This window comes from Phytohabitans houttuyneae (genome assembly GCF_011764425.1).
GTDB lineage: Bacteria > Actinomycetota > Actinomycetes > Mycobacteriales > Micromonosporaceae > Phytohabitans > Phytohabitans houttuyneae.
Genome location: NZ_BLPF01000001.1, coordinates 735,001 through 759,722 on the forward strand (window position 1 = coordinate 735,001; position 24,722 = coordinate 759,722).

At 72.4% G+C, this 24,722-nt stretch carries 22 protein-coding genes and 2 pseudogenes (1 of these 24 running past the window's edge); 9 read left to right on the forward strand and 15 right to left on the reverse strand.

What is annotated here, in order from left to right; all coding sequences use genetic code 11:
* Both tyrS and lipP1 read right to left on the reverse strand, forming a co-directional pair.
* A protein-coding gene (tyrS, locus tag Phou_RS03340; protein ID WP_173053423.1) for a tyrosine--tRNA ligase crosses the window boundary here: on the reverse strand, positions 1-1,089 show its 5' portion. 174 nt of this gene lie to the left of the window's left edge; 1,089 of the gene's 1,263 nt are visible here — the first part of the coding sequence; the start codon lies at positions 1,087-1,089; the stop codon falls past the left edge of the window.
* Positions 1,090-1,134: 45 nt separating this feature from the next.
* Positions 1,135-2,078: pseudogene (gene lipP1, locus Phou_RS03345) on the reverse strand (LipP1 family hormone-sensitive lipase).
* A gap of 159 nt (positions 2,079-2,237) precedes the next feature.
* Here lipP1 and Phou_RS03350 point away from each other — a divergent pair.
* Positions 2,238-3,461, forward strand: a complete 1,224-nt coding sequence (locus Phou_RS03350; RefSeq protein WP_173058082.1) for an aminotransferase-like domain-containing protein — start codon at positions 2,238-2,240, stop codon at positions 3,459-3,461.
* A gap of 78 nt (positions 3,462-3,539) precedes the next feature.
* The gene (locus Phou_RS03355) at positions 3,540-4,694 is read left to right on the forward strand and encodes a hypothetical protein (protein ID WP_173053425.1); all 1,155 of its coding nucleotides are present in this window, start codon (positions 3,540-3,542) and stop codon (positions 4,692-4,694) included.
* On the opposite strand, the pseudogene Phou_RS03360 reads toward Phou_RS03355, so the two are convergent.
* Positions 4,682-5,748: pseudogene (locus Phou_RS03360) on the reverse strand (alpha-hydroxy acid oxidase). The gene Phou_RS03355 and the pseudogene Phou_RS03360 sit on opposite strands and share 13 nt — an antisense overlap.
* A 55-nt stretch (positions 5,749-5,803) precedes the next feature.
* On the opposite strand from Phou_RS03360, the gene Phou_RS03365 reads away from it, so the two are divergent.
* Entirely contained in the window at positions 5,804-6,442 is a 639-nt protein-coding gene (locus Phou_RS03365) for a 4'-phosphopantetheinyl transferase family protein (protein WP_246273182.1), read from the forward strand.
* Here Phou_RS03365 and Phou_RS03370 read toward each other — a convergent pair.
* Positions 6,428-7,378, reverse strand: coding sequence for an ATP-binding cassette domain-containing protein (locus Phou_RS03370; RefSeq protein ID WP_173053427.1), 951 nt, complete (start codon positions 7,376-7,378; stop codon positions 6,428-6,430). The two genes, Phou_RS03365 and Phou_RS03370, sit on opposite strands and share 15 nt — an antisense overlap.
* 94 nt (positions 7,379-7,472) lie before the next feature.
* On the opposite strand from Phou_RS03370, the gene Phou_RS03375 reads away from it, so the two are divergent.
* Positions 7,473-7,724: an acyl carrier protein gene (locus Phou_RS03375; protein WP_173053429.1), complete on the forward strand. Its 252-nt coding sequence runs from the start codon at positions 7,473-7,475 to the stop codon at positions 7,722-7,724.
* The gene (locus tag Phou_RS03380) at positions 7,721-8,962 is read left to right on the forward strand and encodes a glycosyltransferase (protein WP_173053431.1); all 1,242 of its coding nucleotides are present in this window, start codon (positions 7,721-7,723) and stop codon (positions 8,960-8,962) included. Before Phou_RS03375 ends, Phou_RS03380 begins: the two co-directional genes overlap by 4 nt.
* Here Phou_RS03380 and Phou_RS03385 read toward each other — a convergent pair.
* The 11 genes from Phou_RS03385 to Phou_RS03435 all read right to left on the reverse strand — a co-directional run bounded on the left by Phou_RS03385 (position 8,952) and on the right by Phou_RS03435 (position 20,664).
* Positions 8,952-9,920, reverse strand: coding sequence for an alpha-ketoacid dehydrogenase subunit beta (locus Phou_RS03385; protein ID WP_173053433.1), 969 nt, complete (start codon positions 9,918-9,920; stop codon positions 8,952-8,954). The genes Phou_RS03380 and Phou_RS03385 overlap by 11 nt on opposite strands.
* A 6-nt stretch (positions 9,921-9,926) precedes the next feature.
* Positions 9,927-10,910: a thiamine pyrophosphate-dependent dehydrogenase E1 component subunit alpha gene (locus tag Phou_RS03390; RefSeq protein ID WP_246273721.1), complete on the reverse strand. Its 984-nt coding sequence runs from the start codon at positions 10,908-10,910 to the stop codon at positions 9,927-9,929.
* 118 nt (positions 10,911-11,028) lie between these two features.
* On the reverse strand, positions 11,029-11,817 hold the full coding sequence (locus tag Phou_RS03395; RefSeq protein ID WP_173053437.1) for a DUF3050 domain-containing protein: 789 nt from the start codon (positions 11,815-11,817) through the stop codon (positions 11,029-11,031).
* Between the two features lie 12 nt (positions 11,818-11,829).
* Positions 11,830-12,729: a phytanoyl-CoA dioxygenase family protein gene (locus Phou_RS03400; RefSeq protein ID WP_173053439.1), complete on the reverse strand. Its 900-nt coding sequence runs from the start codon at positions 12,727-12,729 to the stop codon at positions 11,830-11,832.
* Positions 12,730-12,748: 19 nt separating this feature from the next.
* Positions 12,749-13,813: a 4-hydroxyphenylpyruvate dioxygenase gene (gene hppD / locus Phou_RS03405; protein WP_173053441.1), complete on the reverse strand. Its 1,065-nt coding sequence runs from the start codon at positions 13,811-13,813 to the stop codon at positions 12,749-12,751.
* Positions 13,813-15,081, reverse strand: coding sequence for a beta-ketoacyl-[acyl-carrier-protein] synthase family protein (locus Phou_RS03410; RefSeq protein WP_173053444.1), 1,269 nt, complete (start codon positions 15,079-15,081; stop codon positions 13,813-13,815). Before Phou_RS03410 ends, hppD begins: the two co-directional genes overlap by 1 nt.
* Positions 15,078-15,344 (reverse strand): phosphopantetheine-binding protein, encoded by a 267-nt coding sequence (locus Phou_RS03415; protein ID WP_173053446.1) that lies wholly within the window; start codon positions 15,342-15,344, stop codon positions 15,078-15,080. The genes Phou_RS03410 and Phou_RS03415 overlap by 4 nt, the downstream gene beginning before the upstream one ends.
* Entirely contained in the window at positions 15,334-16,686 is a 1,353-nt protein-coding gene (locus tag Phou_RS03420; RefSeq protein WP_371872074.1) for a class I adenylate-forming enzyme family protein, read from the reverse strand. The genes Phou_RS03415 and Phou_RS03420 overlap by 11 nt, the downstream gene beginning before the upstream one ends.
* 383 nt (positions 16,687-17,069) lie before the next feature.
* Positions 17,070-17,927 (reverse strand): AfsR/SARP family transcriptional regulator, encoded by an 858-nt coding sequence (locus Phou_RS03425; RefSeq protein WP_308784387.1) that lies wholly within the window; start codon positions 17,925-17,927, stop codon positions 17,070-17,072.
* A 315-nt stretch (positions 17,928-18,242) separates the two neighbouring features.
* Positions 18,243-19,865, reverse strand: a complete 1,623-nt coding sequence (locus Phou_RS03430) for a class I adenylate-forming enzyme family protein (RefSeq protein ID WP_173053448.1) — start codon at positions 19,863-19,865, stop codon at positions 18,243-18,245.
* 34 nt (positions 19,866-19,899) lie between these two features.
* On the reverse strand, positions 19,900-20,664 hold the full coding sequence (locus Phou_RS03435) for an ABC transporter permease (protein ID WP_173053450.1): 765 nt from the start codon (positions 20,662-20,664) through the stop codon (positions 19,900-19,902).
* Positions 20,665-20,780: 116 nt separating this feature from the next.
* Between Phou_RS03435 and Phou_RS03440 the strand changes: the two genes are divergently transcribed.
* Genes Phou_RS03440 through Phou_RS03455 form a run of 4 tightly spaced genes read left to right on the forward strand, consistent with a single transcriptional unit; the run spans position 20,781 to position 24,719 of the window.
* The gene (locus Phou_RS03440) at positions 20,781-22,148 is read left to right on the forward strand and encodes a condensation domain-containing protein (protein ID WP_173053452.1); all 1,368 of its coding nucleotides are present in this window, start codon (positions 20,781-20,783) and stop codon (positions 22,146-22,148) included.
* Entirely contained in the window at positions 22,145-23,500 is a 1,356-nt protein-coding gene (locus tag Phou_RS03445; protein ID WP_173053454.1) for a condensation domain-containing protein, read from the forward strand. The genes Phou_RS03440 and Phou_RS03445 overlap by 4 nt, the downstream gene beginning before the upstream one ends.
* A complete protein-coding gene (locus tag Phou_RS03450) occupies positions 23,497-24,423 on the forward strand; it encodes a 3-oxoacyl-[acyl-carrier-protein] synthase III C-terminal domain-containing protein (protein WP_173053456.1) in 927 nt (308 codons plus the stop codon). The genes Phou_RS03445 and Phou_RS03450 overlap by 4 nt, the downstream gene beginning before the upstream one ends.
* Positions 24,424-24,443: 20 nt before the next feature.
* Entirely contained in the window at positions 24,444-24,719 is a 276-nt protein-coding gene (locus Phou_RS03455) for a phosphopantetheine-binding protein (protein ID WP_173053458.1), read from the forward strand.
* Positions 24,720-24,722 lie beyond the last annotated feature (3 nt).

The following is a 24,722-nucleotide window of genomic DNA, read 5'->3' on the forward strand; positions in this document are numbered from 1 at the left end:
CAGCCCGGCGTCCCGGAAGAGCTCGACCACCAGGAGCGGCGCCGACGGCGGTACCCGGATCATGCCCGCCTCAGCCAGCGCGGCCTGGAGGGTGGCCGGCATGAGCGAGTCCAGCGCGCCCCTCCCGAACAGTGCGTGGCTCGCGGCGATCACGTCGTCGGCCACCTCGGGCCCGTGCACGAGGGCGGTGAGCTCCGCGGCGAGCGCGCGCTGGCCGGCCCGCGCGGCCGGGCGTTCGGCGATCTCCTTCTCCAGCGCGAGCAGCTCCTCCTGCGGCTTGAAGGAGAAGTAGCGCAGGTAGCGGGCGACGTCGCGGTCGTCGACGTTGAACCAGAACTGGTAGAACGCGTACGGACTGGTCAGCTCCGGGTCGATCCAGACCGCCCCGCCCTCGCTCTTGCCGAACTTCGTGCCGTCACTCTTGGTCACCAGCGGTGTGGTGAACGCGTGCACCGGCCCGCCCCCGCGACGCCGGATGTAGTCGACGCCGGCGGTGATGTTGCCCCACTGGTCGGAGCCGCCGAACTGGAGCGCGCACCCGTACCGCCGGTGCAGCTCGAAGTAGTCGTTGGCCTGCAGCAGCTGGTAGCTGAACTCGGTGAAGCTGATGCCGCTCTCCAGCCGCGCCTTGACCACCTCGCGGGCGAGCATGCGGTTGACCGGGAAGTGCTTGCCCACGTCGCGCAGGAACTCGATCACGGACATCGGGCCGGTCCAGTCGAGGTTGTTGACGAGGGTGGCGGCGTTGTCACCGGTGTACGTGACAAAGGGGGCAAGCTGGTCACGGATCCGCTCGACCCAGCCGGCGACCACCTCGGGCGGGTTGAGGGTGCGCTCGCTGCTCTCCTTGGGGTCGCCGATCTGGCCGGTCGCGCCGCCGACAAGCAGCAGCGGGCGGTGCCCGGCCAGCTGCCACCGCCGCGCGGTCAGCACCTGCACCAGGTGACCCACGTGCAGGCTCGCCGCGGTGGGGTCGAAGCCGACGTAGTACGTCAGCGGTCCGGCCGCCACCCGAGCGCGCAGCTCGTCAAGGTCGGTGGAGTCCTGGATGAGGCCCCGCCACTGCAGGTCGTCGATCAGATCCGTCACGGTCGGTATTGTCCCCTATCCCCCGGACCCGTCCGCCACCTGGTTTCAGCCGGGCACGCCGAAGGCCTTGCGCAGGTACTCGGCGACGCGCGCGGTCGCCTCCCGGGCCGCGGCGAGCGTGCCGGTCATGGTGAAGAAGCCGTGCGTCATGCCGTCGTAGCGGGCCGCCTCGACGGGTACGCCGGCGGCGCGCAGGCGCTCGGCGTACTGCTCGCCCTCGTCGCGCAGCGGGTCGTACTCGGCGGTGATCACCAGCGCCGGCGGCAGGCCGCCCAGGTCGGCGGCGCGCAGCGGGGAGGCGAGCGGGTCGGCGCCGTCGCGCGGGTCGGCGAGGTAGTGGCCCCAGTACCAGCCGACGGAGGTGCGGTTGAAGAAGTACGGGTCGGTGTTGTCGCGCATGGAGGGGGTGTCCGAGCCGTACGCCACGTTGGGGTAGATGAGCACCTGGGCGGCGAGCGGCGGGCCGGACTCGCGGGCCTGGAGGGTGACCGCGGCGGCGAGGTTGCCACCCGCGCTGTCGCCGGCCACGGCGAGGCGTGCCGGGTCGCCCCGAGCTCGGCCGCGTGCGCCGCCAGCCAGGTCACCGCGGCGTGGCAGTCGCGGGGCGCGGCCGGGAAGGGGTGCTCGGGGGCGAGGCGGTACGCGACCGAGACGACGAGGCACCCGGCGCTGGCGCAGAGCCGCCGGCAGATGCCGTCGCTGGTCTCCAGGTTGCCAAGGACCCAGCCGCCGCCGAAGAAGTACGCGAGGACGGGCAGCGGCTCGCCGGTGGCGCCTGCCGGGCGGTAGACGCGGGCGTCGAGGTCGCCGTCCGGCCCGGGGATGCGCAGCGGCACCACCTCGCCGACGGGGTGCGGGGTGCCGCGGTCGGCCTTGATGGCGGCGAGGTCGGCGGCGCGCGCCTCGGCCAGCGACATCTCGTAGAGGGGGCGGGCGCCGGTGGCGGCTCGGTGGCCGCGCGCCAGGGCGAGCTGGGGGTGCAGGGGCATCGGGCGTCCTCCTAGCCACTTTCGACGGCTCCTGGAGGCGCCGCCGATACGGTGAGACAACCGAAAACCCAATACCCGCAACGAATCTTCGCATCGAGGTCTACCGACGTGCAACTGACCGACCTGCACGGCTCGTTGAGTGACCCTCTGCTCGACACGATGAACTTTCTGAACGAGGTGACCGCCCGCTTCCCTGACGCGATCTCATTCGCGCCCGGCCGGCCGTACGACGAGCGGTTCGACCCGGGCGTGGTGGCCGGTTACCTGGACGCCTACGCGAAGTACCTGGAGCGTGACCGCGGCCTGTCGCAGCGGCAGGTCGGCGGGCTGCTGTTCCAGTATGGACGGACGAAGGGGCAGATCCACGAGCTCGTCGCGGCCACTGTCGCGGCCGACGAGGGCATCGAGGTGTCGCCGGAGTCCATCGTGGTCACCGTGGGCGCGCAGGAGGGAATGCTGCTGGCGCTGCGGGCGCTGTTCCGCGACTCAGGTGACGTGCTGCTTGTCGCCTCGCCCTGCTACGTGGGCATCACCGGCGCCGCGCGGCTGCTCGACATCGCCGTCGAGCCGGTGCCGGAGGGTCCGTCCGGTGTGGACGCCGCGGCGGTGCGCGCGGCGGTGGCCCGGGTGCGGGCGGGCGGGCGGCGCCCGCGCGCGCTCTACGTGGTGCCCGACTTCGCCAACCCGTCCGGCACGAGCATGCCGGAGAAGGCGCGCCGCGAGCTGCTCGCGGCGGCGGTCGACGACGACCTGTACGTGCTGGAGGACAACCCGTACGGGCTCTTCTCCCGCACCGGCCGGCGGGTGCCGACGCTCAAGCACCTCGACGAGCACCGCCGGGTGGTGTACCTCGGTTCGTTCGCCAAGACGTGCTTCCCCGGGGCCCGGGTGGGTTACGCGATCGCGGACCAGCCGGTGGTGGCGCCGGACGGGAGCGTCACGCTGCTCGCCGACCAGCTCTCGAAGATCAAGAGCATGACCACGGTGAACACCTCTCCCCTGGCCCAGGCGGCGGTCGGCGGGATGCTTGTCACGCACGGCTGCCGGCTGCGCTCGCTCAACGAGGAGCGGATCCGGCGCTACCGGGAGCGGCTGGAGGCGCTGCTCGCCGCGCTCGACCGGCACTTCGGCGGCGTGGCCGGGTTCGGGTGGAACGTGCCGGACGGCGGCTTCTTCCTGGTGCTGACCGTGCCGTTCGTCGCGGACGAGGCGGCGCTGACCCGTTCGGCCCGCGACCACGGTGTGCTGTGGACGCCGATGAGCTACTTCTACGCCGGTGCCGGCGGCGAGCGGCAGATCCGCCTCTCGTGCAGCTACCTGGACGTGGACGAGATCGACGAAGGGGTGCGCAGGCTGCGGAGGTTCGCGCGATCATATAGATGAGCTTGACTACATTGAAACGGTTCGATACGGTGCCGGACACGTCCGGAAAGCCCTTTCCGCTCCCGAAAGGCGGGCACCGTGAAACCACGATGGCTGGTCCTCCTCACCGCGGCCGCGCTGGCCGTCCCCGGCGCCGCCCACGCCGCGACCTCGCCCGAAGACGTCCACACGCTCGCCGCCTGCGGTGACGGGTCGTTCAACGCCGAGGCGGTGCAGAGCGGCAGCACCTGGACCTCCCGCAATGGCAGCCGCACCGTCTACACCGGCTCCGACCTGCGCGCCGCCGTCCAGGCCGCACTCGACAGCCTCACCGCCGGCCGCACCTCGAAACAGTCCGTGGTGGTGCGCGGCTCCGGCACGATGAGCGCCGGCTCGCGCATCTCCGTGCCGAGCTACACGATCCTCGACGTGTGCGGCGCGATCACCGTCAACGGCTCGGGCTCCGGCGACCAGGCGCCTATCTACTCGCGCGGCACCCGCGACATCGAGGTCCGGTACCTGCAGGTGCGCGGGGCGCCGCTGTACGGCATCTTCATGCGCAACGTCAACAACCTCGTGCTCGGCCAGATCGACATGCGCCTGTCCGGCGGGCTCGCGGTCCGGATCGACAACCACGGCGGCGACCGCGCGGTCAAGGTCCGCAACATCCGGATCGACAACGTGTACGTCGAGGGCGCGACAAACCAGGGCGTCGAGACGTACGGCGTCGACGGGCTGACCGTCGGCACCGTCACCGCCCGCCGCGTCGGCTACTCGGGGCTGCTGCTCAACGACACCATCAACGCCACCATCGGTACCGTCGACGCGGAGAACACCGCGACCGGCACCGGCTACGCGGCATTCCGGATGGCCAACCGCAACGGTCGGATCGGCAGCAGCTACCCGACCAACATCCGGGTCGGCAACGTGATCGCGCGCGGCGGCGGGCGTGGCATCTTCTGCGTCTCCGAGAGCGGCGGCGCGGTCATCGACCGGATCACGCTCAGCAACAACGGCAACAACTCGATCCTGGTGGAAAACTGCTACAACGTCGCCGTCGCGGCGCAGTCCGGCACGATCAGCGGCGGCGGCGAGGTGCGCATCGCGGCCCGCACGGAGTTTGGCCCGTCGTCGAACATCACGTTCCAGAACCTGACGGTGAGCAACACGAACATCCGGTGGAGCCCGTGCACGGGCAGCAACAACGTGGTGCGCAACGTGACCCGGAACAGCTCGAACCTCTACTGGTGCTGAGCGGCCAGTAGACGCAGGTCCACATCGGAGAGTCGGGGGCGGCCGGCGAGCACCATCGCCTCCTCCAGCTCGGCCGCGAGGATGTCGAGCACCGCGCGCGCCCCCGACTCCCCGTCCACCGCCAGGCCCCACAGCGCGGGCCGGCCAACCAGCACCGCGCTCGCGCCGAGCGCCAGCGCGCGCAGCACGTCCGTGCCGGTACGGACGCCGCCGTCCAGCAGGACCGGCCCCGGCCACCCACCGCGGCGGCCACCTCGGCCAGCGCGTCCACGCTCGCCACCGCGCCGTCGAGCTGACGGCCGCCGTGGTTGGAGACCACCACCCCGGCCGCGCCGTGTGCCAGCGCCAGCTCCGCGTCCTCCGCGGTGAGCACGCCTTTGACAAGTACCGGCAGCTCTGTCTGACCGCACAGCCAGGCGAGGTCGGCCGGGCCGAGCGAGGGGTCGAACTGCTCGCGGGAGTGCCGGGCCAGCGCCGACTCGCCGTCGACCGCCACGTGGGTACGCGCCATCACCGCCGTCTCCACGTTGGCCGCGACGATACCCGCCGGGATCGCGAAGCCCCGCCGCACGTCCCGCAGCCGCCGCCCCACCCGGGGCGTGTCGAGGGTGAGCACCAGCGCGCGGTACCCGGCCGCCTCGGCCCGCCGGACCAGCCGGGTGACCACCTCGCGCCGGCGAAACCAGTACAGCTGCAGCCACAGCGGACCGTCGGCCGCCGCGGCGATCTCCTCCAGGGTGCGGCTGGCGAAGACGCTCACGACGAGGAACGGGGCCGCGCGCGCCGTCGCCACCTCCCCGTCGGGGTGCGCCAGCTGGTGGTACGCGACCGGAGCCACCCCGATCGGCACCCGCAGCGGGGCACCGAGCAGCGTCGTGGACAGGTCGGGCCGCGAGACGTCCACGAGCACCCTCGGCCGCAGCGCGAGCCGCCCGAACGCCTCCCGGTTGGCGGCGAGCGTGCGCTCCTGGCCGCTGCCGCCGCTGATGTAGTCCCAGATGCCCGCCGGCAGCCGGTCGCGGGCGGCGACCTCGTACTCCGCGACGGTCAGCAAGGCGTCCACATTGCTCTCCTAGCCGGTCTCTAGCGCGGGCGGACAGGATGTGGGCGTGGACCGGGTGCCCGTGGACGAGGTGCGCGTGTGGCTGCTGCGCTCACCGCTGCCCGCCGCGGTCCTCGCCCGCCTCGCCGAGCTGCTCGACGACCGGGAGCGGTCCCGCGCCGGCGCGCTCGACCCGGTCGGGCGGCGCCGCTTCGTCGCGGCGCACGGTGCCGCCCGGGTGCTCGTCGGCGGCTGGGTCGGCACCGCGCCCGAGGCGGTGCGCTGGTCGTACGGCCCGCACGGCAAGCCCGAGGTCGACGGCGTCCAGGTCAGCCTCTCCCACTCCGGCGACCTCGCCGCCGTGGCACTCACGCCGGTGCGGGCGGTGGGCGTCGACGTCCAGCGGCACACGCCCGGCCTCGACACGCGGGCCATGGCGGTCCGGTACTTTCCGCCGCAGGAGGTCCCCCTCGTCACCGGCCCCGCCGCCTTCGCCACGCTGTGGGCGCGCAAGGAGGCGTGTGTGAAGGCGACCGGCGGCCGGCTCACCAAGGGCCTGGCGCTGCCCGTCGCCGCCGGGCCGGTCGTCGACGGCGCGTACCACGTCGTGGACGTGCCCGTGCCGGCCGGCTTTGCCGGCGCGGTCGCGCTGTGCGGCCCGGAGGCGCTCCGCGTCACGACCGCTTGGTGGTCACTCACGGAGTGAGCGGCCGGTCTTGGCCAGGAAGACGTCGTCGAGGCTGGGCCGGTGCAGCTGGATCGAGTCCAGGTCCAGCTGGGCGCCGTCGAGCGCGCGCATCACCTGCGGGATGGCGGTGGCGCCGTCGTCAACATAGAGGCGCAGCCCGGACGCGTCGGCCTCCAGCTTGCGCACGTACGCCACGCCGTCGAGCAGCTCGGCCGCCTTGGGCGTCGACCCGTTGAGGCCCACGACGAGCACGTCGCCGGTGATCTCCCGCTTGAGCTGCTCCGGGGACCCCTCGGTGACGATCTCGCCGTTGTCGATGATGGCGATCCGGTCGCACAGCGCGTCGGCCTCGTCCAGGTAGTGCGTGGTGAGGAAGATGGTCATCCCGCCGTCGCGCAGCCGCCGGATCTCGTCCCACATGTGCGCGCGGCTCTGCGGGTCGAGGCCGGTGGTCGGCTCGTCCAGGAACACGAGCCGCGGCTGGTGGATGATGCCCAGCGCGATGTCGACCCGGCGCCGCTGCCCGCCGGAGTATGTGCGGCAGGGGCGGTCGGCGTACTCGGCCAGCTGGAACGCCGTGAGCGCGTCCGCGGCCCGCCGCCGCGCCTCGGCCTTGCTGAGGCCGTGCATCCGCGCGTGCAGGACCAGCTCCTCGCGTGCGGTCGAGTCGTCCCAGGTGCTGCCGCCCTGTGCCACGTAGCCCACCCGCACGCGCACCTGTGCCGGGTCGGCGCGCAGGTCGACGCCGGCGATCGTCGCCTCGCCGCCGTCCGGCTCGATGAGCGTGGTGAGCATCTGCAGCGTGGTGGTCTTTCCCGCGCCGTTAGGCCCGAGGAAGCCGAAGATCTCGCCCTCTTTGACGTCGAGGTCGACGCCCCGGACCGCTTCCACCACCGTGGCCTTCCGGCCCCGCCCGGACCGGTAGGACTTGCGCAGGCCCCTGGTCACAATCATGGGCCTCACTTTAGGTACCCGCTCTCAAGGACCCGTGGAGGTGGGCTAAAGGGCGCTCCCGCATTGCCCGGCAAGGGGATAACGTGAGACCACTATGGACACTGTGGGCGAGCTCGCCGGCATGCTGCGCCATGTCACCGGCGAGGACGAGCGGTGGGCCGCGGCGGTCACGCCGCAGAGCCGCCTCGAAGACGACCTGCGGCTGGAGAGCGTCGAGGTGGCCGCGCTGGGCGCGGCGATGCACGCGCGGTGGGGCGTGGACCTGCCCGGATACCTCGCCGGCCTCGACCTCGACCAGCTTGTCGACCTGACCGTCGGCGACCTGGCCGGGCTGGTGGCGGCATGAGCCGCTTCCTGTTCGTCGCGCCGCCGCTGGCCGGCCACGTGTACGCGGCCGGCGCCGTCGCGGACGCCCTCACCGCCCGCGGGCACGAGGTCGCCTGGGCCGGCCCGGAGACCGCGCTGCGCCGCATGCTCGGCGACGCCGTCTCCGTTTACTCCACGGGAATGCGCCCCTACCGGGGGCAGCGCGACCGCGGGTTCCGGGCGGTGCGCTCGCTGTGGGAGGGCTTCGTGCTCCCCTACGCGCGGTTTACGCTGCCGGCCGTGGAGAAGGCGGTCGCCGCGTTCGCCCCGGACGTGGTGGCGGCCGACCAGCACGCGCTCGCCGGCGCCGTCGCCGCGCACCGGCACGGCGTGCGCTGGGCCAGCCTCGCCCCGCAGTCGATGGAGCTGACCCGCCCGTTCCGGGCCCTGCCCAAGGTGGAGGAGTGGATCCGGCGCCGGATCGACGGCGCCGGACTGTCCATCGCGGACGGCGCGGACCCGCGCTTCTCGCCACACCTGGTGCTCGCCTTCACCACGCCCGCCCTGACCGGGCCGCACGACTTCCCTGCCCACTACGCGCTGGTCGGGCCCGCGCTCGGCGACCGCGCGGCCGCACCGGACTTCCCGTGGGACGCGCTCGACCCGGCCCGCAGCACGGTGCTGGTCACCATGGGCACCCTCGCCGAGGACGTGGCCCGCGACTTCTACCCGCGGATGGCGGCAGCGCTGCGGGCACACGCCGGCCGCGTGCAGGCGGTCGTCGCCGCACCGCCCGGCACCGTGCCGGACCTGCCGCCGGGCACCGTCGTCCAGCCGCAGGTGCCCGTGCTCGCGCTCATGCCGCGGCTGTCCGCGGTGGTCTGCCACGCCGGGCTCAACACGGTGTGCGAGGCGCTGGCGCACGGCGTGCCGCTGGTCGTCGCGCCCATCAAGCACGACCAGCCGGTCACCGCCGCCCAGGTGGTCGCGGCCGGCGCCGGCGTGCGGGTGCGGTTCGGCCGTTCCGGTGCCGGGGAGCTCGCGGGCGCGCTGGCCGCGGTGCTGGACGAGCCCGGCTACGCGGCGGCGGCCGGGCGGGTGCGGGAGTCGTTCGCCGCGGCCGGGGTGCCCCGGCCGCGGCGTCACACCTGGAACAGCTTGCCGCCCGCTCCTGACGGGCGGACGCGCGCACGTCGGCCGCCCAGGCACGGGCCGCCCGCCACGAGGACGCTGGCGGGCGGCCCATTGGTCACGGCGCCGCAGGAAGTCAGCTCTTGACGACCGCCTGGATCGCCGCGACCAGCTGCGCCCGGCTCGGCTGCACCGCGAGGTCCAGCTCGGGCGCGCATCCCACCACCACGGCCGCGTCCGGCCGGGTGACCCGCTTGGGCGGGGCCAACAGCCGCATCTCCTCGGCCGCGGTGGCAAGCACCTCCGCGCCCACGCCGCAGAACCGGTTTCCGTCGTCGAACACGACCAACCGGCCGGTCCGCTCGACCGACGCGGCCAGGCCGGCCCAGTCGAACGGGTGCAGCGAGCGCGGATCGAACACTTCCACCGACACCTCGCCGGCCAGCTCCTCGGCGACCGCCATGGCCTCGTGCACCAGGTGGCCGACGGCGAGCACGGTCACGTCGGCACCGGAGCGGCAGACCCGCCCCACGCCGAGCGGGATCGGCGCGAGGTCCGCGTAGGACACGTCCTCACGCAGGTTGAGGGCGGGCATCGGGCAGAACACGACGACCGGGTCGTCGTCGCGGATCGCGGACAGGAACAGCCCGTACGCGTCCGCGGGGGTGGCCGGGATCACCGTCTTGACGCCGAGGTGGGCGAAGACGCCGTACGGCTGGTCGGAGTGCTGGGCACCCCACCCCGGCCGCCACCCGGTGCCGGGCAGCAGGTACGTCACCGGCACCTTCACCTGGCCGGCGCTCATCAGCCGGAACTTGTTGGCCTGGTTGGAGATCTGCTCCAGCACGAGCAGCAGCAGGAACGGGATCTGGTACTCCACCACGGGCCGCTTGCCGCCCATCGCCGCGCCGGTGGCGAAGTTGGTGAAGCCCTGCTCGGACAGGGGTGTTTCGAGCACGCGGTCGGGAAACCTGTCGAGCAGGCCGGTGGTGACGCTGTTGAGCGCGAACTTGATGTCCTCGCCGAGCACGAAGACGTCGGGGTCGCGCTCCATCTCGTCGGTGAGCGCCCGGTTGAGGGCCTTGGAGTACGACATCTTAGGCATAAGACCTCATCGGAATATCCGTCCGGCGCCGTCGAGGGCGGCCGCGGCTCCTAGTCCTCCGAAAAGCGAGCCGCGGAGGCGTACCGGCGTGGCGTAGAGGTGGTCGAAGGCGTCGGCCGGGTCGGGCCGGGGGCTCTCCAGCGCGAAGCGGACCGCGGCGTCGAGCACCTCCTCGACCTCGGCGTCGATCGCGTCCCGCACGTCCGCCGGCACGCGGGCGGCCTGGATGGCGAGCGGGTCGCGCTCGCGCCAGCGGGCCACCTCGTCGTCGTCGCGGTAGGCAAGGCGCATCCGCCGCTCGAACGTGTGGTGCCCCTCGAACCGGTAGGTGGTGAACTCCAGCAGCGACGGCCCGCCGCCGCCCCGGGCCCGGTCCACCGCCGCGGCCATCGCGTCGAACACCACCTCGGGATCCTGGCCGTCCACAGTAGACGCAGGGATGCCGAACGCCTCCGCGCGGCCCACCACGGAGCCGGCGATGCCGGCCGGTGCGGGCAGCGTGGTGGCGTACCCGTTGTTTTCGCAGACGAAGACCACCGGCACCTGCCACAGCGACGCCAGGTTGAACGACTCCAGCAGCGCGCCCTGCGTCACCGCGCCGTCGCCGAAGACGCTCACCGCGACCCGGTCGCCGTCCCGGGCCAGCGCCCAGCCCAGGCCGGTGGCGATCGCCGCGCCGTGGCCGACCGTGCCGCTGGCTCCCCAGATGCCGGCGGACAGGTCCGACGGGTGGAACGAGCCGGCCCGTCCGGAGTCGATGCCGCCGACCCGTCCGGTGAGCTCGGCGAGGAACCGGCCCGGGTCGCTGCCCCGGGCCAGGAAGTGTCCGTGGCCGCGGTGGTTGCTCAGCAGGGCGTCGTCGGGGCGCAGCGCGGCGCACAGCCCGGCCGCGACCCCCTCCTGCCCGATGCAGGGGTGGATGCCGCTGCCGATGTCGCCGGAGCGCACAAGGTCGATGCAGCGCTCCTCGAACCGGCGGATCAGCCGGATGGTGCCGTAGAAAGCCTCCGCGGCCGGACGCTGCGCTCTCCGCGCTCCGCCGCTCGGCGCTGATCCGCCGTCGTGGGCAAGGCCCGTAGCCTCGCGACTCCCGCTCACCTTATCCGCCCTACCCGGCCTTGATGGCGGCCAGGATGCCGTCCCAGAACGTGTACCGGGCGGCGAGGGCGTGGTTGACCGTCTCGGCGGCCTCCCGCCACTTCGCGTCGTCGTCGCCGCACAGGTCGGTGACCATCTGCATGGCCATCGGCGTGTGCTCCTCGCCGTCGACCTCGATGTGCCGCTGCAGGTAGTCCACGAACGTGTCCAGCTTCGCGCCGCGCTCCTTGACGGCGACGACCTGGGTGAACATGTCCGGGATCAGGTCCTCCCGGCCGAACGCGAACGCCGCCGCCTGGCAGTGCACCGGCGCGCCGTCGATGAAGCCCCAGGTGGCCCGCACGAACTCGGCCGCCGGGGCCGGCACGCCCGCGCCGTCCAGGGCCGCCTTCGGGTGTACGCCGGAGCGGACCAGGTCGATGAACGTGCCCACGACGGCGGTGTCCGCCCCGGACTCGACCATGCCCTCGACGTAGAGCTCGAAGTGGCTGATGAAGCCGCCGCGCAGCTCGTCGCTCTCCTCCACCAGCACGATGTCGTTGATGAGCCGGCGGCTGCCGGGCGGACCGGTCGGCACCCACGGCACGCGTACGCAGGTGAGGTTGCGCTGCAGCGACTTGAGCAGCGACATGAAGTCCCACACCGCGAAGACGTGGTGCTCCATGAACGTGACGATCGCCGCCTGGCTGTCGAGGTTTCCGTAGAGCGGGTGGGTGACGACCCGGGTGCGGGCCTCCTCGACCGCCTTCTCCAGCTGGGTGATGCCGGGGTGTGTCTGACCCCAGTCGTATCGGGACATGTGGGAACCTCCTCAGCCGTTCGACGTCCAGAGCACCGGGCAGAAGTCGGGATCGCTGTAGTCGGGCATGCCGTCCTCGGCACGGCGGACGAAATGCTCGTGGTTGTACGTGACGGGTGTGCCGTCCGACAGCAGGTGCCGCCGGTAACGGTTGTCGCCGTCCTGCAGGTGGAGCGAGATCGCCCGGCGGGGGCGGCTGGAGCGGTTGGCGCCGCTGCCGTGGTACGTGCGGCAGTGGTGGAAGCTCATGTGCCCCTTGGGTATCACCATCGGCACCGTGCGCAGCTCGACGCCGTTGTACCGGGCGTTCTCCCGGAGCAGCTCGTCGAGCTCGGCCGCGTCCCGGTGCGCGAAGTGCCGGCTGGTGCTGTCGCCGCCGCCGATCTCCTTCCACCGGTGGCTGCCGTCCACCATCGTGATGGTGCCCATCTCCTCGTCGCAGTGGTGAAACGGGATGAACGCCGTCAGCATGTTGTCGGACGTACAGGTCTGCCAGTAGTGCCGGTCGAAGTGCCAGGGCACCAGGTTGCTCGGCTCGTCCGGGCGCGGCGGCTTGTAGATGAGCGTGGACTGGAACAGGCGGATCTCGTCCGTCCGGGCCAGCCGCGCCGCGACCGCGCCGACGATCGGCTTGCGCAGGATCGCCGCGATCGGGTCGCTCTCGTAGTGGATGTAGTCGTTGTGCCGCTGTACCGCCCCGTCGGACGGCTCCCAGTAGGCCAAAGTGGACGGTCGTTTGCCGAGCCGGCGGTCGCGGGCGCCGGCGTAGAACGCCTCGCTCGCGCTCACCAGCGCGTCGACCTCGTCGTCGGTGAACAGCTTCTTGGACAGGTACCAGCCGTGCTCCTCGTACGACCGCACGTCGGCCTCGGACGGCAGGAGGTCCTCCTCCACGGGGATCGTGGTGGTCATCTCGGTCCCTTCCGGACGGTCAGGCCCGCGCTTCGGCGGCGGCCCGCGCCCGTTCCTTGGCCTCGTACAAGGCCTTGATGTTGTTGCTGCCGAACGTGAGCGCCCCGTGCCGCTCGATGAGCTCGAAGAAGAACGTGCGACGCTCCACCGTGGACTCGGTGAAGATCTGGAACATCTCGCCCCAGTGGTCGCGGTCGACAAGGATGTTGCCGGCGCGCAGCGCGGCGACGGAGAGGCTGACCTCGCCGAGCCGCCGCTCGATCGCGTCGTAGTAGCTGTCCGGCGTCCGCAGGAAGCGCACCCCGCGCGCGCCCAGCGTGGCGACCGCGCCGGCGATGTCGCGGGTGCTCAGCGCCAGGTGCTGCACGCCGGCGCCGCCGTTGGCGCGCAGGAAGTCGTCGAGCTGGCCGGGGCGCATCGCCGGGTCGGGCGACACGATCGTGAAGGTGACCTCGCCCGACTCGCTCTGCACCACCTTGGAGTCCATCGCCTGGTCGCCGACCTCCACCCGCTCCTCGAAGATCTCCTTGAACCCGAAGACCTCGGTGTAGAAGCGGACCGTCTCCTCCAGCGCGCCGCCGGCCACGCAGAGCGCGGTGTGGTCGACGACCTCCAGCAGGTCCGGGCCGGTGGCGGGAGCGGGAGCGAGCGGCTCGACGCCGCCGGGCAGGAAGGCGCCGGGCTCGCCGCGCCGCTCGACGAACCGGTGCGCGAGGGCGCCCGGCCCGCCGATCTCGGCGGTCACCACCTCGGCACTCCCCCGGGACCAGACCCGCGGCTCGGCGACCGGTGCCGCGCCGCGGGCGACCGCCTCCGTGTACGCCGCGGTGGCGTCGGCGACCCGCAGGCCGATCCGGGCCACCCCGTCGCCGTGCCGCTCGACGTGCGCGGCGACCGGGTGCGCGGGGTCGGTCGCGGCGGTGACGAGCAGGCGGATGCCGCCCTGGCCGAGCAGGACCGTGCGCTGGCCGGGCAGGCCGGCACCGCTCTCGCCGAGGCGGGTGAACCCGTACGCCGTGCGGAGCAGCCGGGCCGTCTCCTCCGCGTCCGCGGCGTAGAACTCGACGTGGTCGACGGTCGTCATCAGGGACCTCCGGGGTGGGCGAGCGCGAGGCTGACGTTGTGCCCGCCGAACGCGAACGAGTTGGAGAGCGCGACCCGGACGGCCGCCTCGCGGGGTGCCTTGCGGACGTGGTCGAGGTCGCACTCGGGATCGGGGTCGTCGAGGTTGTAAGTGGGCGGCAGCACCCCCCGGCGCAGCGCGAGCGCGGTCGCGGCGGCCTCCACCGCGCCGGCGGCGGCGAGCAGGTGGCCGGTGACGCCCTTGACCGAGCTGACCGCCGGCGTGTGCGCGCCGAAGACGGCCCGGATGGCCAGGGCCTCGGCGGCGTCGCCCCGCGTCGTGCCGGTGCCGTGCGCGTTGACGTAGCCGATGTCGGCCGGTGCCAGCCCGGCGTCGGCCAGGGCCAGGCGCATCGCCGACGCTGCGCCGGTGCCGTCGGCCCGCGGTGCGGTCGGGTGGTACGCGTCGGTGGCCACGCCCCAGCCGGCGACCTCGGCGTACGCCGGGCGGCCGCGGGCGGCGGCGTGCTCGGCCCGCTCGACGACCAGCGCCCCCGCGCCCTCGCCGAGCACGAAGCCGTTGCGCCTCCGGTCGAACGGGCGGCTCGCCTCGGCCGGGTCGGCCCAGCCGCCGGCGAGCGCCCGCGAGTTGCGGAACGTGGTGGCGGCCGTGGGCAGCAGCGGTGCCTCGGCGCCGCCGCAGACGACCACGTCGGCGAGCCCTTCGCGGATGAGCCGCAGCGCCTCGGCGACCGCGTACGCGCCGGAGGCGCAGGCGGTGGAGATGGTCGAGCTGTAGCCGCGCACCCCGTGCTTGATGGCGATCCGGGCGGTGGCCATGTTGGGCAGCATCCCGGCCAGCAGGTACGGGGTGACCGCGGTGTGCCCGCTCCCCTCCCGGGCTCGCTCCGACCGGGCGACCGCCTCCGCCTCGAACATGCCGAGCCCGCCGAACGCGTTGGCCAGCACGACCGCGGTGCGTGCCGGGTCGGCCTCCCGCCCCACCTCGACGCCCGCGTCGGCGAGCGCGATGTCGGCGGCGGCCATGGCGAGCACCACGAACCTGTCGACGCGCCGCGCCTCGGACGGCGGGAGCACGGTGGCCGGGTCGATGTCCGGCGCGAAGCCGGCCGCGTCGAGGATCCCGGCGACCGGGTGGGTGTCCGGCGGCCTGCGCAGCCCGGTCCGGCCGGTGCACACCGCGTCGAAGAACCCGGCGGCGTCGGCACCGAGCGGGGTGAGCAGCCCGATCCCGGTGATGACCGCGCGATGCCGGGCCGCTGCGGTCACTTCGCTACACCGTCCAGAGCGGCCGAGCGGGCGGTGACGTCGGCGGCGAACTCGCCGAGCGTCATGATGGCCACCCGCTCCATGTCCTCCTCGCCGAACTTCACGCCGTACGCGTCCTCGACCCGCAGGGCGAGCTCGGCGACGGCGAGGGAGTCGAGGTCGACGCCGGCCGGCCCGAAGACCGTGTCGGCGCCCGCGCCGTCGACGTCGAAGTTCATCTGGCGTAGGGACTCGATGGTGAACGCGACGACATCAGTGGACATCGGCGGCGTCTCCTTTCAGGCGGGTGGGGTTTGCTGAAGCGCGGAGGTCGGGGACACTGCGGACGAGCTTTCCGGTGGCCGTGCGGGGCAGCTTCGGCACGAGCGTGAGCCGGCGCGGACGCTTGTAGCCGGCCAGCCGCTGGGCGAGGGCCTCCTTCAGCGCCGGCAGCCCGTCCGCGCCCGACTCGTGCACGATGAACGCCTCGACCGCGCCGTCCCACGCGACCACGGCCTCGACCACGCCGGGCAGGGTGGCGAGCACCTGCTCGACCTCGGTCAGGTCGACCTTGAGCCCGCCGACGGAGACCTGGGAGTCGAGGCGGCCGCGGATCGTCACCAGGCCGGTGTGCGGGTCGACCTCGCCGGCGTCCCGGGTGTGCAGCCAGCCGTCCACCCAGCGGGTCGGGTCGCTCAGCCCCACGTACGGGCTCGCCTCGGCCGCCAGCAGGACCTCGCCGCCCTCGGCGCGCAGGGTCATGCCGGGCGCGGGGGCGAGCGCCGGCCGGTTCTGTCCGAAGAGGTCGGTCGCGATGACGCCGGCCTCGGTCATCCCGTACATGTTTCCGAGCGGCACGGACCAGCGGGCCGCGAACGCCTCGCGGACGGCGGGCCGGACCAGCTCGCCGCCGACGGTCATCCGCTTGAGCTGGGGCAGGTGCCGGGCGCGGTCGGCCGCGGCCAGGAACTCGATGTGGAACGGCACGCCGATGACCGTGGCCGGCTCCGGACCGGACGCCACCGCGTCGAGGACGGCGTCGGTGGACAGGAAGCTGGGCACGACGAGGGTCACGCCGGTGTGCAGCCCGTACAGCAGGCCGCCGACCAGGCCGAGCACGTGGACGGTGGAGGCGAGCAGCACGGTCCGCTCGCCCGGCTCGGGCACGCCGTCGATGAGCCGGTAGCGCTCCACCTCGGACACAAGGCTCGCCGAGGTGCGACCGATCACCTTGGACGGTCCGGTGGAGCCGGAGCTGAGCTGCAGCAGCGCGTGCGGGGTCTGCGCGGGGCGGCCCGGGTGCGGGACGGCGACCGGCGCACCGTCCGACATGGACACGACCAGCTGCGGAGCGATCCGGGCGAGGGCCCGGTCGACCTCGTGCTGGGTGAGCCGGTGGTCCAGAAGAGCGACCTGGGCGCCCACGGTCCAGGCGGCGAGCAGGCTCTCGGCGTACAACATCCCGGGTGGCAGCCGCAGCGCGACCGTGCCGCCCGCGCGCAGGCCGGCCGCGCGGAGGTCGGTGGCCCTTGCCGCGACGCGCCGCCGCAGCTCGCGGCGGGTGACCGGCGCGCCAAGCCGGAGGCACTGCTGGTCGTCGCGCCCGGCGAGCAGATAGTCGCCCACCCAATCCCCGTCAAATGGGTCGACAGAGATGCCGGACGGCGCACCTGGAAACACAATGCCCCCAAAGAAAGAATTCACGCCGCGATTTTTCCGCTGTTGTTTGGGCGGCGGTGGGCCCGAACGCTAACAGCGCAATTCTGCAGCGTCAAACAAGCCGAAAGGCCGCCCGGCGGCGACGCTTCGCGGTCGCGCGCCTAAGCGGCCTTCCGGCCCGATCTCCCAAGCTGCGAAAACTTGGCCGACATCGTCGGCGGCCTACTTACTGTTCGTATCTGTGATCCATTCACGAGGCGGCCACTACACAATCGCGAGAGGGGATCTTCCCAGCTTCTAGCGATTGTCGACGTGGCCGCGAGACGGCCTTTTGCCGGGCGCGCGACCACTCACCTGACGGTGATCTGGTCGAGTAGCTGCGCGAGCCCGTCGGTGCGGGGAGCCACCTCGAGCGCGGGGTCGTCGCTGAGGATCGCCTGTTGCAACAGGTGCAGCCGTTTGGACGGCTCCAGCCCGAGCTCCTCGGTCATGGTGGTGCGCAACTGCTGGAAGACCCGCAGCGCCTCCTGCCGGCGACCGCTGCGGTGCAGGGCCACCATGAACTGGGCGTGCAGGTTTTCGTGCAGCCGGTGCTCCGCCATCATGCCGGCCAGGTCGGAGAGCACCTCCTGGTGACGGCCCAGCCGCAGCCGGGCCTCGATGCCCTGCTCGACGGTGGTGAGCCGGGACTCCTCCAGCCGTTTGACCTGCGGTTGCAGGAGCGGTCCGGCCCGCACGTCGGTCAGTGCCGGACCGCGCCAGAGCGACTGTGCCTGGGTCAGCCGCTCGGCCGCGAGGCCGTTTTGTCCGGCGGCGAGCGCCTGGCGGCCCTCGCCGGAGAGCCGCTCGTAGCGCGCCAGGTCGAAGTCGTCGGAGATGCTGCGGAAGAGGTAGCCGCCGGGGGTGGTCACGAGGACGCTCTTGGCAACCTCGGACGCGGGCATCGACAGGGCGGAGCTGAAGAGCTTGCGCAGGTGCAGGACGTACGTCTGGAGAGTGGTCAGAGCACTGGCCGGGGGCTCGTGGCCCCACAGCTCCTGGATGAGGGCGCTCACCGGCACTGTCTGGTTTGCCTGTAGCAGCAGCAGCGCCAGGACTGAGCGCGGCTTGGGTGCGGTAGGGGTGGCAGTGGAATCACCACATGTGAGCATCAATGGTCCCAGGACCCTTATTTCCAGGTCCCTTCCCATGACATAAGACATTGACATGGACCTCCGGGGAAACGTGCGCGCGCTTGGGTGATCAGCAATGTACCCGAGTGCGGGCCTGTTTCTGCCAGAGTAGTGACCCCTCAATCCCGGAGAGTGGGCGGCATTTGTTTGGCTGATCGAGGGACTTGTGCCTAACCCGACCAGTGGCGGGCATCGATCACTAATGCCAGCGCGCCGTAGATATCCGGATTTAGGCTTCGATCACCAGTGATGCAGGTCTATGGCGGCCACCGGATGCAGGATGCAGTGCGCAAGGTCGCTGAAATACTGACCGGCCGGGTGATGTACCCCCGGCCGGTCGGTTACCTGGTCTTATGCGGTCGCGGCGGCGGCGAGGTGACGCTGGCGCATGAGGAACTTGCGCACCTTGCCGGTCGGGCCTACCACGATCTCGCCGTCGGGCACAGCCACCACCCGGCGCAGGGTCGCGGCCGCCGCCGGGGTGAGCGACTCGCGCACCGCGGCGGTCCGGTCGACGTCCGGGTCCGCGCCGGCGGCCAGCATCAACAGCACGTCGGTGACCACCCGCCCGTCCTCGCGGCCGGCGACCACTGTGCAGTCGCGCACGTCAGGGCAGCGCACGAGGATCCGCTCCTCCGACTGTGCCGTGTAGAGCCAGTCGCCGTCGCCGAGATCCACCGCGTCCACGGCCCGGTCGACGTGGTAGTAGAAGCCGTCCGCGTCCCGGTACATCAGGTCGCCGGTCAGGTAGTAGCCGCCGAACCGGGTGCGGTAGGTGGTCACCGAGTCGTTCCAGTAGCCGGGCGCGAGCGTGGGCGACTTCAGGCCCACGTGCCCGACCGAGCCGACCGGCACCTCCGCACCGGTCGCGAGGTCCAGGAGGGCGACCTCGGCGAACGGGTACGGCCGGCCGACGCACCGCCCGTAGCGCTCACTCTCGGACGTGTGTGTGATGTGGAACGCCGAGTGCCCCATCTCGGTCGAGCCGATCCCGTCGATGAACCGCGAGCCGGGCACGCTGAGCGGACCGTCCGGTGTGTACCGCTGGTGGCTGCCGACCGCGACGAGCCGGCGGATGTGCGCCTCGTGCGCCGAGTCGCCCGTGTTGAACCAAACCTTGATCGAGTCCAGATCACGGGCGGCGAGGTCGTGCCGGGCGAGCTCCGCCCACGTGACCGCGAACCCGAACACCCCGGTCGGCCGCCACCGCTCGATCGCGTCCAGCACCGCCGCCCCGCTGCTGGCGAACTCGCCGCCCTGCGCGGACAGGAACAGCAGCTCGTACCGGTTGCACAGCGCCTGGTTGACGGTGATGATGCCGGCGGCGTGCGCGGCCGGCATCACCGACATCTCGCGGACCGCGTAACTGGGGCGAGGCTCGAGCAGGCGCACGCGCCGGATCGCGGCGAACAGGCTGGCGTGCGAGTGCACGACCGCCGCCGGCACCCGCGTGGTGCCGGAGGAGTGCGTGATGGCGACCGGGTCGTCGGCGTGGTGCCGGTAGTACGGCGGCGCCTGCGCCGGGTCCCCGGTGCCGGTCTGCTCCGCGTCGATCGTCCGGAAGCCGGACAGCGTCGCGCGGTGCGCCTCGTCCACGATCACGTACTCGGCCCGCAGCCGCTCGACGAAGCCGGGCGCGACCTCGGCCGGCATGTTGCCGTTCATCAGCGCGGGGATCGCGCCGATGCGCGCGAGCGCGAAAAAGTTCAGGAACACGTCGGCGGCCGAGGTGACGTAGACGGCCACCGGGTCGCGCGGGCGCACGCCGTGCGCGTACAGCCACGCGGCCCGCGCGGCGGCCCGCTCCTCCAGTGCGCCGAGGGTCAGCGGCTCGTACGCCGGCCGCCCGTCCACCGGAGTGTCGAAGGTGATGCCCGGCCCGTCGGGGTCGGCGCCGTGCTCGCGCAGCTTCGGCAGCACGTTGCCGGTGCCCAGCTCCGGGTCGGCGACGAGGGCGGCTCGGATGTTCTTCATGGTGGTCTCCGTCCCGTTACCGGATCGCACGGACTCAGCGGATCGTGCGGGTGAAAAGCCTTGTGGACCAGGCGATGGCGACCGTGGCGAGCACGGTGACGCCGACCAGCCCCTGCCAGATGGCGGTGTCGCCGGTGTTTCCCTCGAAGAGGGATCGCATCCCGTTGGTGACCCAGTAGAACGGGTTCCAGTCGGCGATGGCCTGGATCCACGCGGGCGCCAGCGCCACCGGCAGCAGCACGCCGGCCAGCAGCGCCACCGGCTGCGCCACGGTGTTCATCACCGGGCCCAGCGCGCCCTCCTTGCGCACGATCAGCGTCACCGCGTACGACACGGACGTGGTCATCAGCGCGATGACGCACAGCAGCAGGTACGCCAGCAGCAGGTCGAGCACGCCGACGGAGAGCCCGAACGGCACCGCGATGGCGGTGATGATGAGCGCCTGCACCAGCAGCGACGCGACGTCGCGCAGGGCCCGCCCGAGCAGCAGCGCGGACCGGCTCACCGGCGTCACCCTGGCCCGCTCGATGATGCCGGCGCGCAGCTCGGCGAGCAGGCCGAAGCCGGTGAAAAGGCCGCCGTACAGGCACATAACGACGAGCAGGCCGGGCACGTACACCCGGTACGCGTCGCCGTAGCTGTCGGCGCCCATCGAGGCCAGCGCCGGCTTGAGCATCGGCGCGAAGAGCACGAGGTAGGTGATCGGCTGGGCGAGGCCGAAGATGAGCCACGTGCGGCTGCGCAGCATCAGGGACATCTGGGCCTGGAAGACCAGCCACGTGTCGCGGGCGAGTTTCACGGGAGGGACGGTATGGCCTGTCATCGACCGGCAACAAGCGCCTTGACCGGACGTCGAGCCCACCTCCGCTCGTACTTCGACCGGGAGTCAAGCTCCGTCTACTTAGACTCCTGCCGATGATGAGCCATCGCGTCACGGTGAGGTTCGAGGGCGGCGGCAGCGGTGTCGAGGAGCTGTCGTGGGGCCAGCGCGAGCTGTGGGAGGCCATGCGGCGCCAGCACAGCTGGATGCCGATGGGCTACGCGCTGCCGGTGCCGGCCGGGACCACAGTGGACGATGCGGTCGCTCAGCTGCGCTTCATGATGGGGCGGTACCAGTCGATGCGCACCCGGGTGCGGCGCGACCCGGACGGCCACGACCGCCAGGTGGTCGCCGCGTCCGGCGAGATCGACCTGGAGGTCGTCGACGCCGCCGACGACGAGGATCCCGCCGCCGTGGCCGAGTCGGTGCGGCAGCGGTTCTGCGAGGCCGACCACGACTTCGCCCGCGACTGGCCGGTGCGGATGGCGGTCGTCCGGCACCGCGGCGTCCCCACCCACCAGGTGGTCATCCTCTGCCACCTGGTCAGCGACGGCTTCGGCGCGCTGGTCATCGTCCGCGAGATCGAAGACCTCGACCTCGTGCACGGCCGCAAGCCCGTGCCGCCGGTCACGGCGCTGGAGCCAATGGCGCAGGCACGCTGGGAGGCGTCACCGGCCGGGCAGCGCGAGCACGCCGCCGTGCTGCGCCGCTGGGAAGGCATGCTGCGCACGATCCCCGCGCGCCGCTTCCCCGGGCCGGCCGACCCGCGCGAGCCGCGGTACTGGCAGGTCCGGCTCGACTCCCCCGCCACCCTCCTGGCTGTGCGCGCCATCCGCGAGCGCACCACAGTGGACACTTCGTCGATCCTGCTCGCGCTCTTCGTCGTCGCCTGGGCCCGCGTCGCCCGCGTCAGCCCGGTGGTGACCCGCGTCATCTCCAGCAACCGCTTCCGGCGCGGCATGGCCGACTCGGTCAGCCCGATCACGCACACCGGCCTCTGCGCGATCGACCTCGGCGACATCACGTTCGACGAGGCGCTGACCCGGGTGCACCGGCGGGCGATGGCCGCGTACCGGTACGCCTACTACGACCCGCGGGCGCTCGACGCGCTCGTGGCGGAGGTGTCCGCCGAGCGGGGCGAGGAGATCGACCTGTCCTGCTTCTTCAACGACCGCAGGCTCGGCACCCGCGAGGTCACCGAGGCGCCGCCGCCGTCCGACCCGGCGGAGGTGACGGACGCGCTCGGCCGCAGCCGGCTGCGGTGGGAAAGCCAGGACAAGCCGGTGGAACGGCTCTTCGCCACCATCAACGACGGCGAGGACACCCTCGACTACGAACTCTTCGCCGACACCCACCACGTGTCGCCCGCCGACATGGAGGCGTGCGTCCGCGGCATGGAGGCGCTCGCGGTGGAAGCGGCATTCGATCCCTCGGTGCGGGTCCTGGAGAAGGTGACGTCATGAAGCGGATCACGGTGCCGTTCAAAGCCGACCCACCCGACGGCGACGGCGTGGAGGATCTCGCCTGGGGACAGCGCGAGATCTGGACCGCGATGGTGCGGCAGGAGTGGTGGCTGCCGATCGGCTACGCCCGAGCGGTGCCGGCCGGCACCACCGTCGAGGACCTGGTGGAGGAGGTGCGGTACATGATGGGCCGCTACCCCACCCTCCGCACCACGCTGCGGTACGACCCGGACGGCGTCACCCGGCAGGTCGTCGCCGGCTCCGGCGAGATCGAGGTCGAGGTGGTCGACGCCGCCGACGACGAGGACCCCGCAGCCGTGGCCGACGCGGCGCGCCAGCGGTACTGGGACGGCGAGTACGACCTCGTGCACGGCCTTCCGATCTGGATCGCCATCATCCGCCACCGCGGCGTGCCCACCCACCTCGTCACCGTGATGAGCCACCTCGTGCTGGACGCGTTCGGCGGCCTGGTGATGCTGGACGAGGTCGTCTCCCGGCCCGAGGAGCCCACCGCCATGCCGCCGCGCGAGCAGGTGCGCTGGCAGTCGTCCCCGGCCGGCCAGCGGCAGAACGCGGCCGCGCTGCGGTACTGGGAGAAGGTGCTCTCCACGGTGCCCGCCCGCCGCTTCCCGCACCGCCACGAGCCCCGCTCGCCGCGGCACTGGGAGGCCCGGTTCCGCTCCCCCGCCGCGCACCTCGCACTGCGGGTGCTCGCCGCACGCACCAAAGTGGACGCGTCGCCGCTGCTGCTCGCGACGTTCGCGATCGCGATGGGCCGGCACACCGGCATCAACCCGGTCGCCGTGCAGGTCGTCGTCAACAACCGCTTCCGCCCCGGGCTCGCCCGCTCGATGAGCCCGCTCAGCCAGACCGGAATCTGCGCGATCGACCTCGCCGGCCTCACGATCGACGACGCGGTGCGACTCACCGCGCGGCAGGCCATCGCCGCCTACAAGCACGCGTACTACAACCCGTCCGATGTGGACGACCTCGTCGCCCGCCTGGCCGCCGAGCGCGGCGAGGAGCTCGACCTCGCCTGCTTCTTCAACGACCGCCGCATCGACGTCCGCGACCAGGAGGCCGGGCCGGCACCCACCCCCGAGCAGGTGCGGGCGGCGCTGCCGCACAGCACGTTCGAGTGGAGCCGGCAGCGGGACACCTCGTTCGAGCGGATGTTCGCCCACATCGAGGACGTGCCGGACATGATGGCCATCACGATCGCCGGCGACACCCACTACATGTCACCGGGCGACCTCGAAGCCGTCGTGCGCGGCATGGAGGCGGTCGCGGTCGAGGCGGCCTTCGACCCGGCGGCCACCACGGGGATACCCGCGAGCGGGAGCAGCCGGTGACCGCGCTGGAGGCGGTGGCCACCTACCTGCCGGAGCACCGCGTGCCGATCGAGGAGCTGGCCGGCGAGCTCGACCTGACCGAGATGCAGGTGCGCCTCTTCCGCCGCTTCCACCGGCTCTCGGACGTGTGCCGCGCGCCCGGCACGACCCCCCTCGACCTGCTCCTCGCCGCGGCGTCCAAACTGGACGAGCTGCCCGCCGTGCGGCACCGCGTGCGGTACGTGTTGTGGGCACGCACGTTCCCCGTCGTCGTGCCGTACCCGCTCAACCCGCTGGACACCATGTGCCGGCTGCTCGGGCTCGACCATGCGGTCGCGTTCACCGTCACCCACCACGCCTGCGCCACCGGGCTGCTCGCGATCGACGTCGCCGGGCGGCTGCTGGCCGGCGCGCCGCCCGACTCGCTGGCGCTGGTGGTGGCCGGGGAGAAGGCGTTCACCTACGACGCGCGGGTGGTGCCGGAGACCTCCGTCTTCGGCGAGGGCTCGTCGGCCTGCCTGATCCGGCACGACGGCCCCCGCGACCGCCTCCTCGCGTACGCCGCCAGCCAGCGCGGCGACTTCGACGACGAGGTCACCACCGACATCGGCCGCTTCCAGGACGACTACCAGGAGTCGCTGATGGCGACGATCCGGACCGCCGTGGAGCGGGCCGGGCTGGCACTGGACGACATCGGCCTGATGCTCCCGCACAACGTGAACATCGTCGCCTGGCAGCGGCTCTGCCGCCGGATCGGCTATCCGATCGACCGGGTCCTGCTGGACAACGTGCCGCTCACCGCGCACGTCTTCTGCGCCGACGCGTTCGTCAACTACCAGACCGCCCGCGCGCGGGGACTGCTGCGGCCCGGCGACCGGTACCTGGTCGCCGCGGCCGGCGCGGGGCGGGGAGCGACGTTCTCGGCGATGGTCTTCGAACACTGACTGTGATGAGGTGATGCGCCATGGAGCAGCTTGACACGGACCTGCGGCCGCGGGTCGTCGACAGCATCCGCATGCTGCTGCCGCGGGTACTGCGCAAGGAGATGCCCGAGCCGACCGAGCAGAGCCGGCTGATGGAGGACCTCGGCATGAGCTCCTCCAGCACGCTGGAGCTGATGCTGGAGCTGGAGGAGGACCTCGCGCTCCAGATCGACGTCGAGGACATCGACCGGGAAGACTTCGCGACGGTGGGCACACTCGCCGACTTCGTCGTGCGGCACCTGATTCCGGTGGAGTGAACG

Bases quoted from the DNA above. Each gene is read 5' to 3' on its own strand.
- Phou_RS03350 (WP_173058082.1), top strand. From the start codon at position 2,238: ATGAACTTTCTGAACGAGGTGACCGCCCGCTTCCCTGACGCGATCTCA.
- Phou_RS03370 (WP_173053427.1), bottom strand. From the start codon at position 7,378: ATGATTGTGACCAGGGGCCTGCGCAAGTCCTACCGGTCCGGGCGGGGC.
- Phou_RS03375 (WP_173053429.1), top strand. From the start codon at position 7,473: ATGGACACTGTGGGCGAGCTCGCCGGCATGCTGCGCCATGTCACCGGC.
- Phou_RS03380 (WP_173053431.1), top strand. From the start codon at position 7,721: ATGAGCCGCTTCCTGTTCGTCGCGCCGCCGCTGGCCGGCCACGTGTAC.
- Phou_RS03385 (WP_173053433.1), bottom strand. From the start codon at position 9,920: ATGCCTAAGATGTCGTACTCCAAGGCCCTCAACCGGGCGCTCACCGAC.
- Phou_RS03395 (WP_173053437.1), bottom strand. From the start codon at position 11,817: ATGTCCCGATACGACTGGGGTCAGACACACCCCGGCATCACCCAGCTG.
- Phou_RS03400 (WP_173053439.1), bottom strand. From the start codon at position 12,729: ATGACCACCACGATCCCCGTGGAGGAGGACCTCCTGCCGTCCGAGGCC.
- hppD (WP_173053441.1), bottom strand. From the start codon at position 13,813: ATGACGACCGTCGACCACGTCGAGTTCTACGCCGCGGACGCGGAGGAG.
- Phou_RS03415 (WP_173053446.1), bottom strand. From the start codon at position 15,344: ATGTCCACTGATGTCGTCGCGTTCACCATCGAGTCCCTACGCCAGATG.
- Phou_RS03425 (WP_308784387.1), bottom strand. From the start codon at position 17,927: ATGTCAATGTCTTATGTCATGGGAAGGGACCTGGAAATAAGGGTCCTG.
- Phou_RS03430 (WP_173053448.1), bottom strand. From the start codon at position 19,865: ATGAAGAACATCCGAGCCGCCCTCGTCGCCGACCCGGAGCTGGGCACC.
- Phou_RS03440 (WP_173053452.1), top strand. From the start codon at position 20,781: ATGATGAGCCATCGCGTCACGGTGAGGTTCGAGGGCGGCGGCAGCGGT.
- Phou_RS03445 (WP_173053454.1), top strand. From the start codon at position 22,145: ATGAAGCGGATCACGGTGCCGTTCAAAGCCGACCCACCCGACGGCGAC.
- Phou_RS03455 (WP_173053458.1), top strand. From the start codon at position 24,444: ATGGAGCAGCTTGACACGGACCTGCGGCCGCGGGTCGTCGACAGCATC.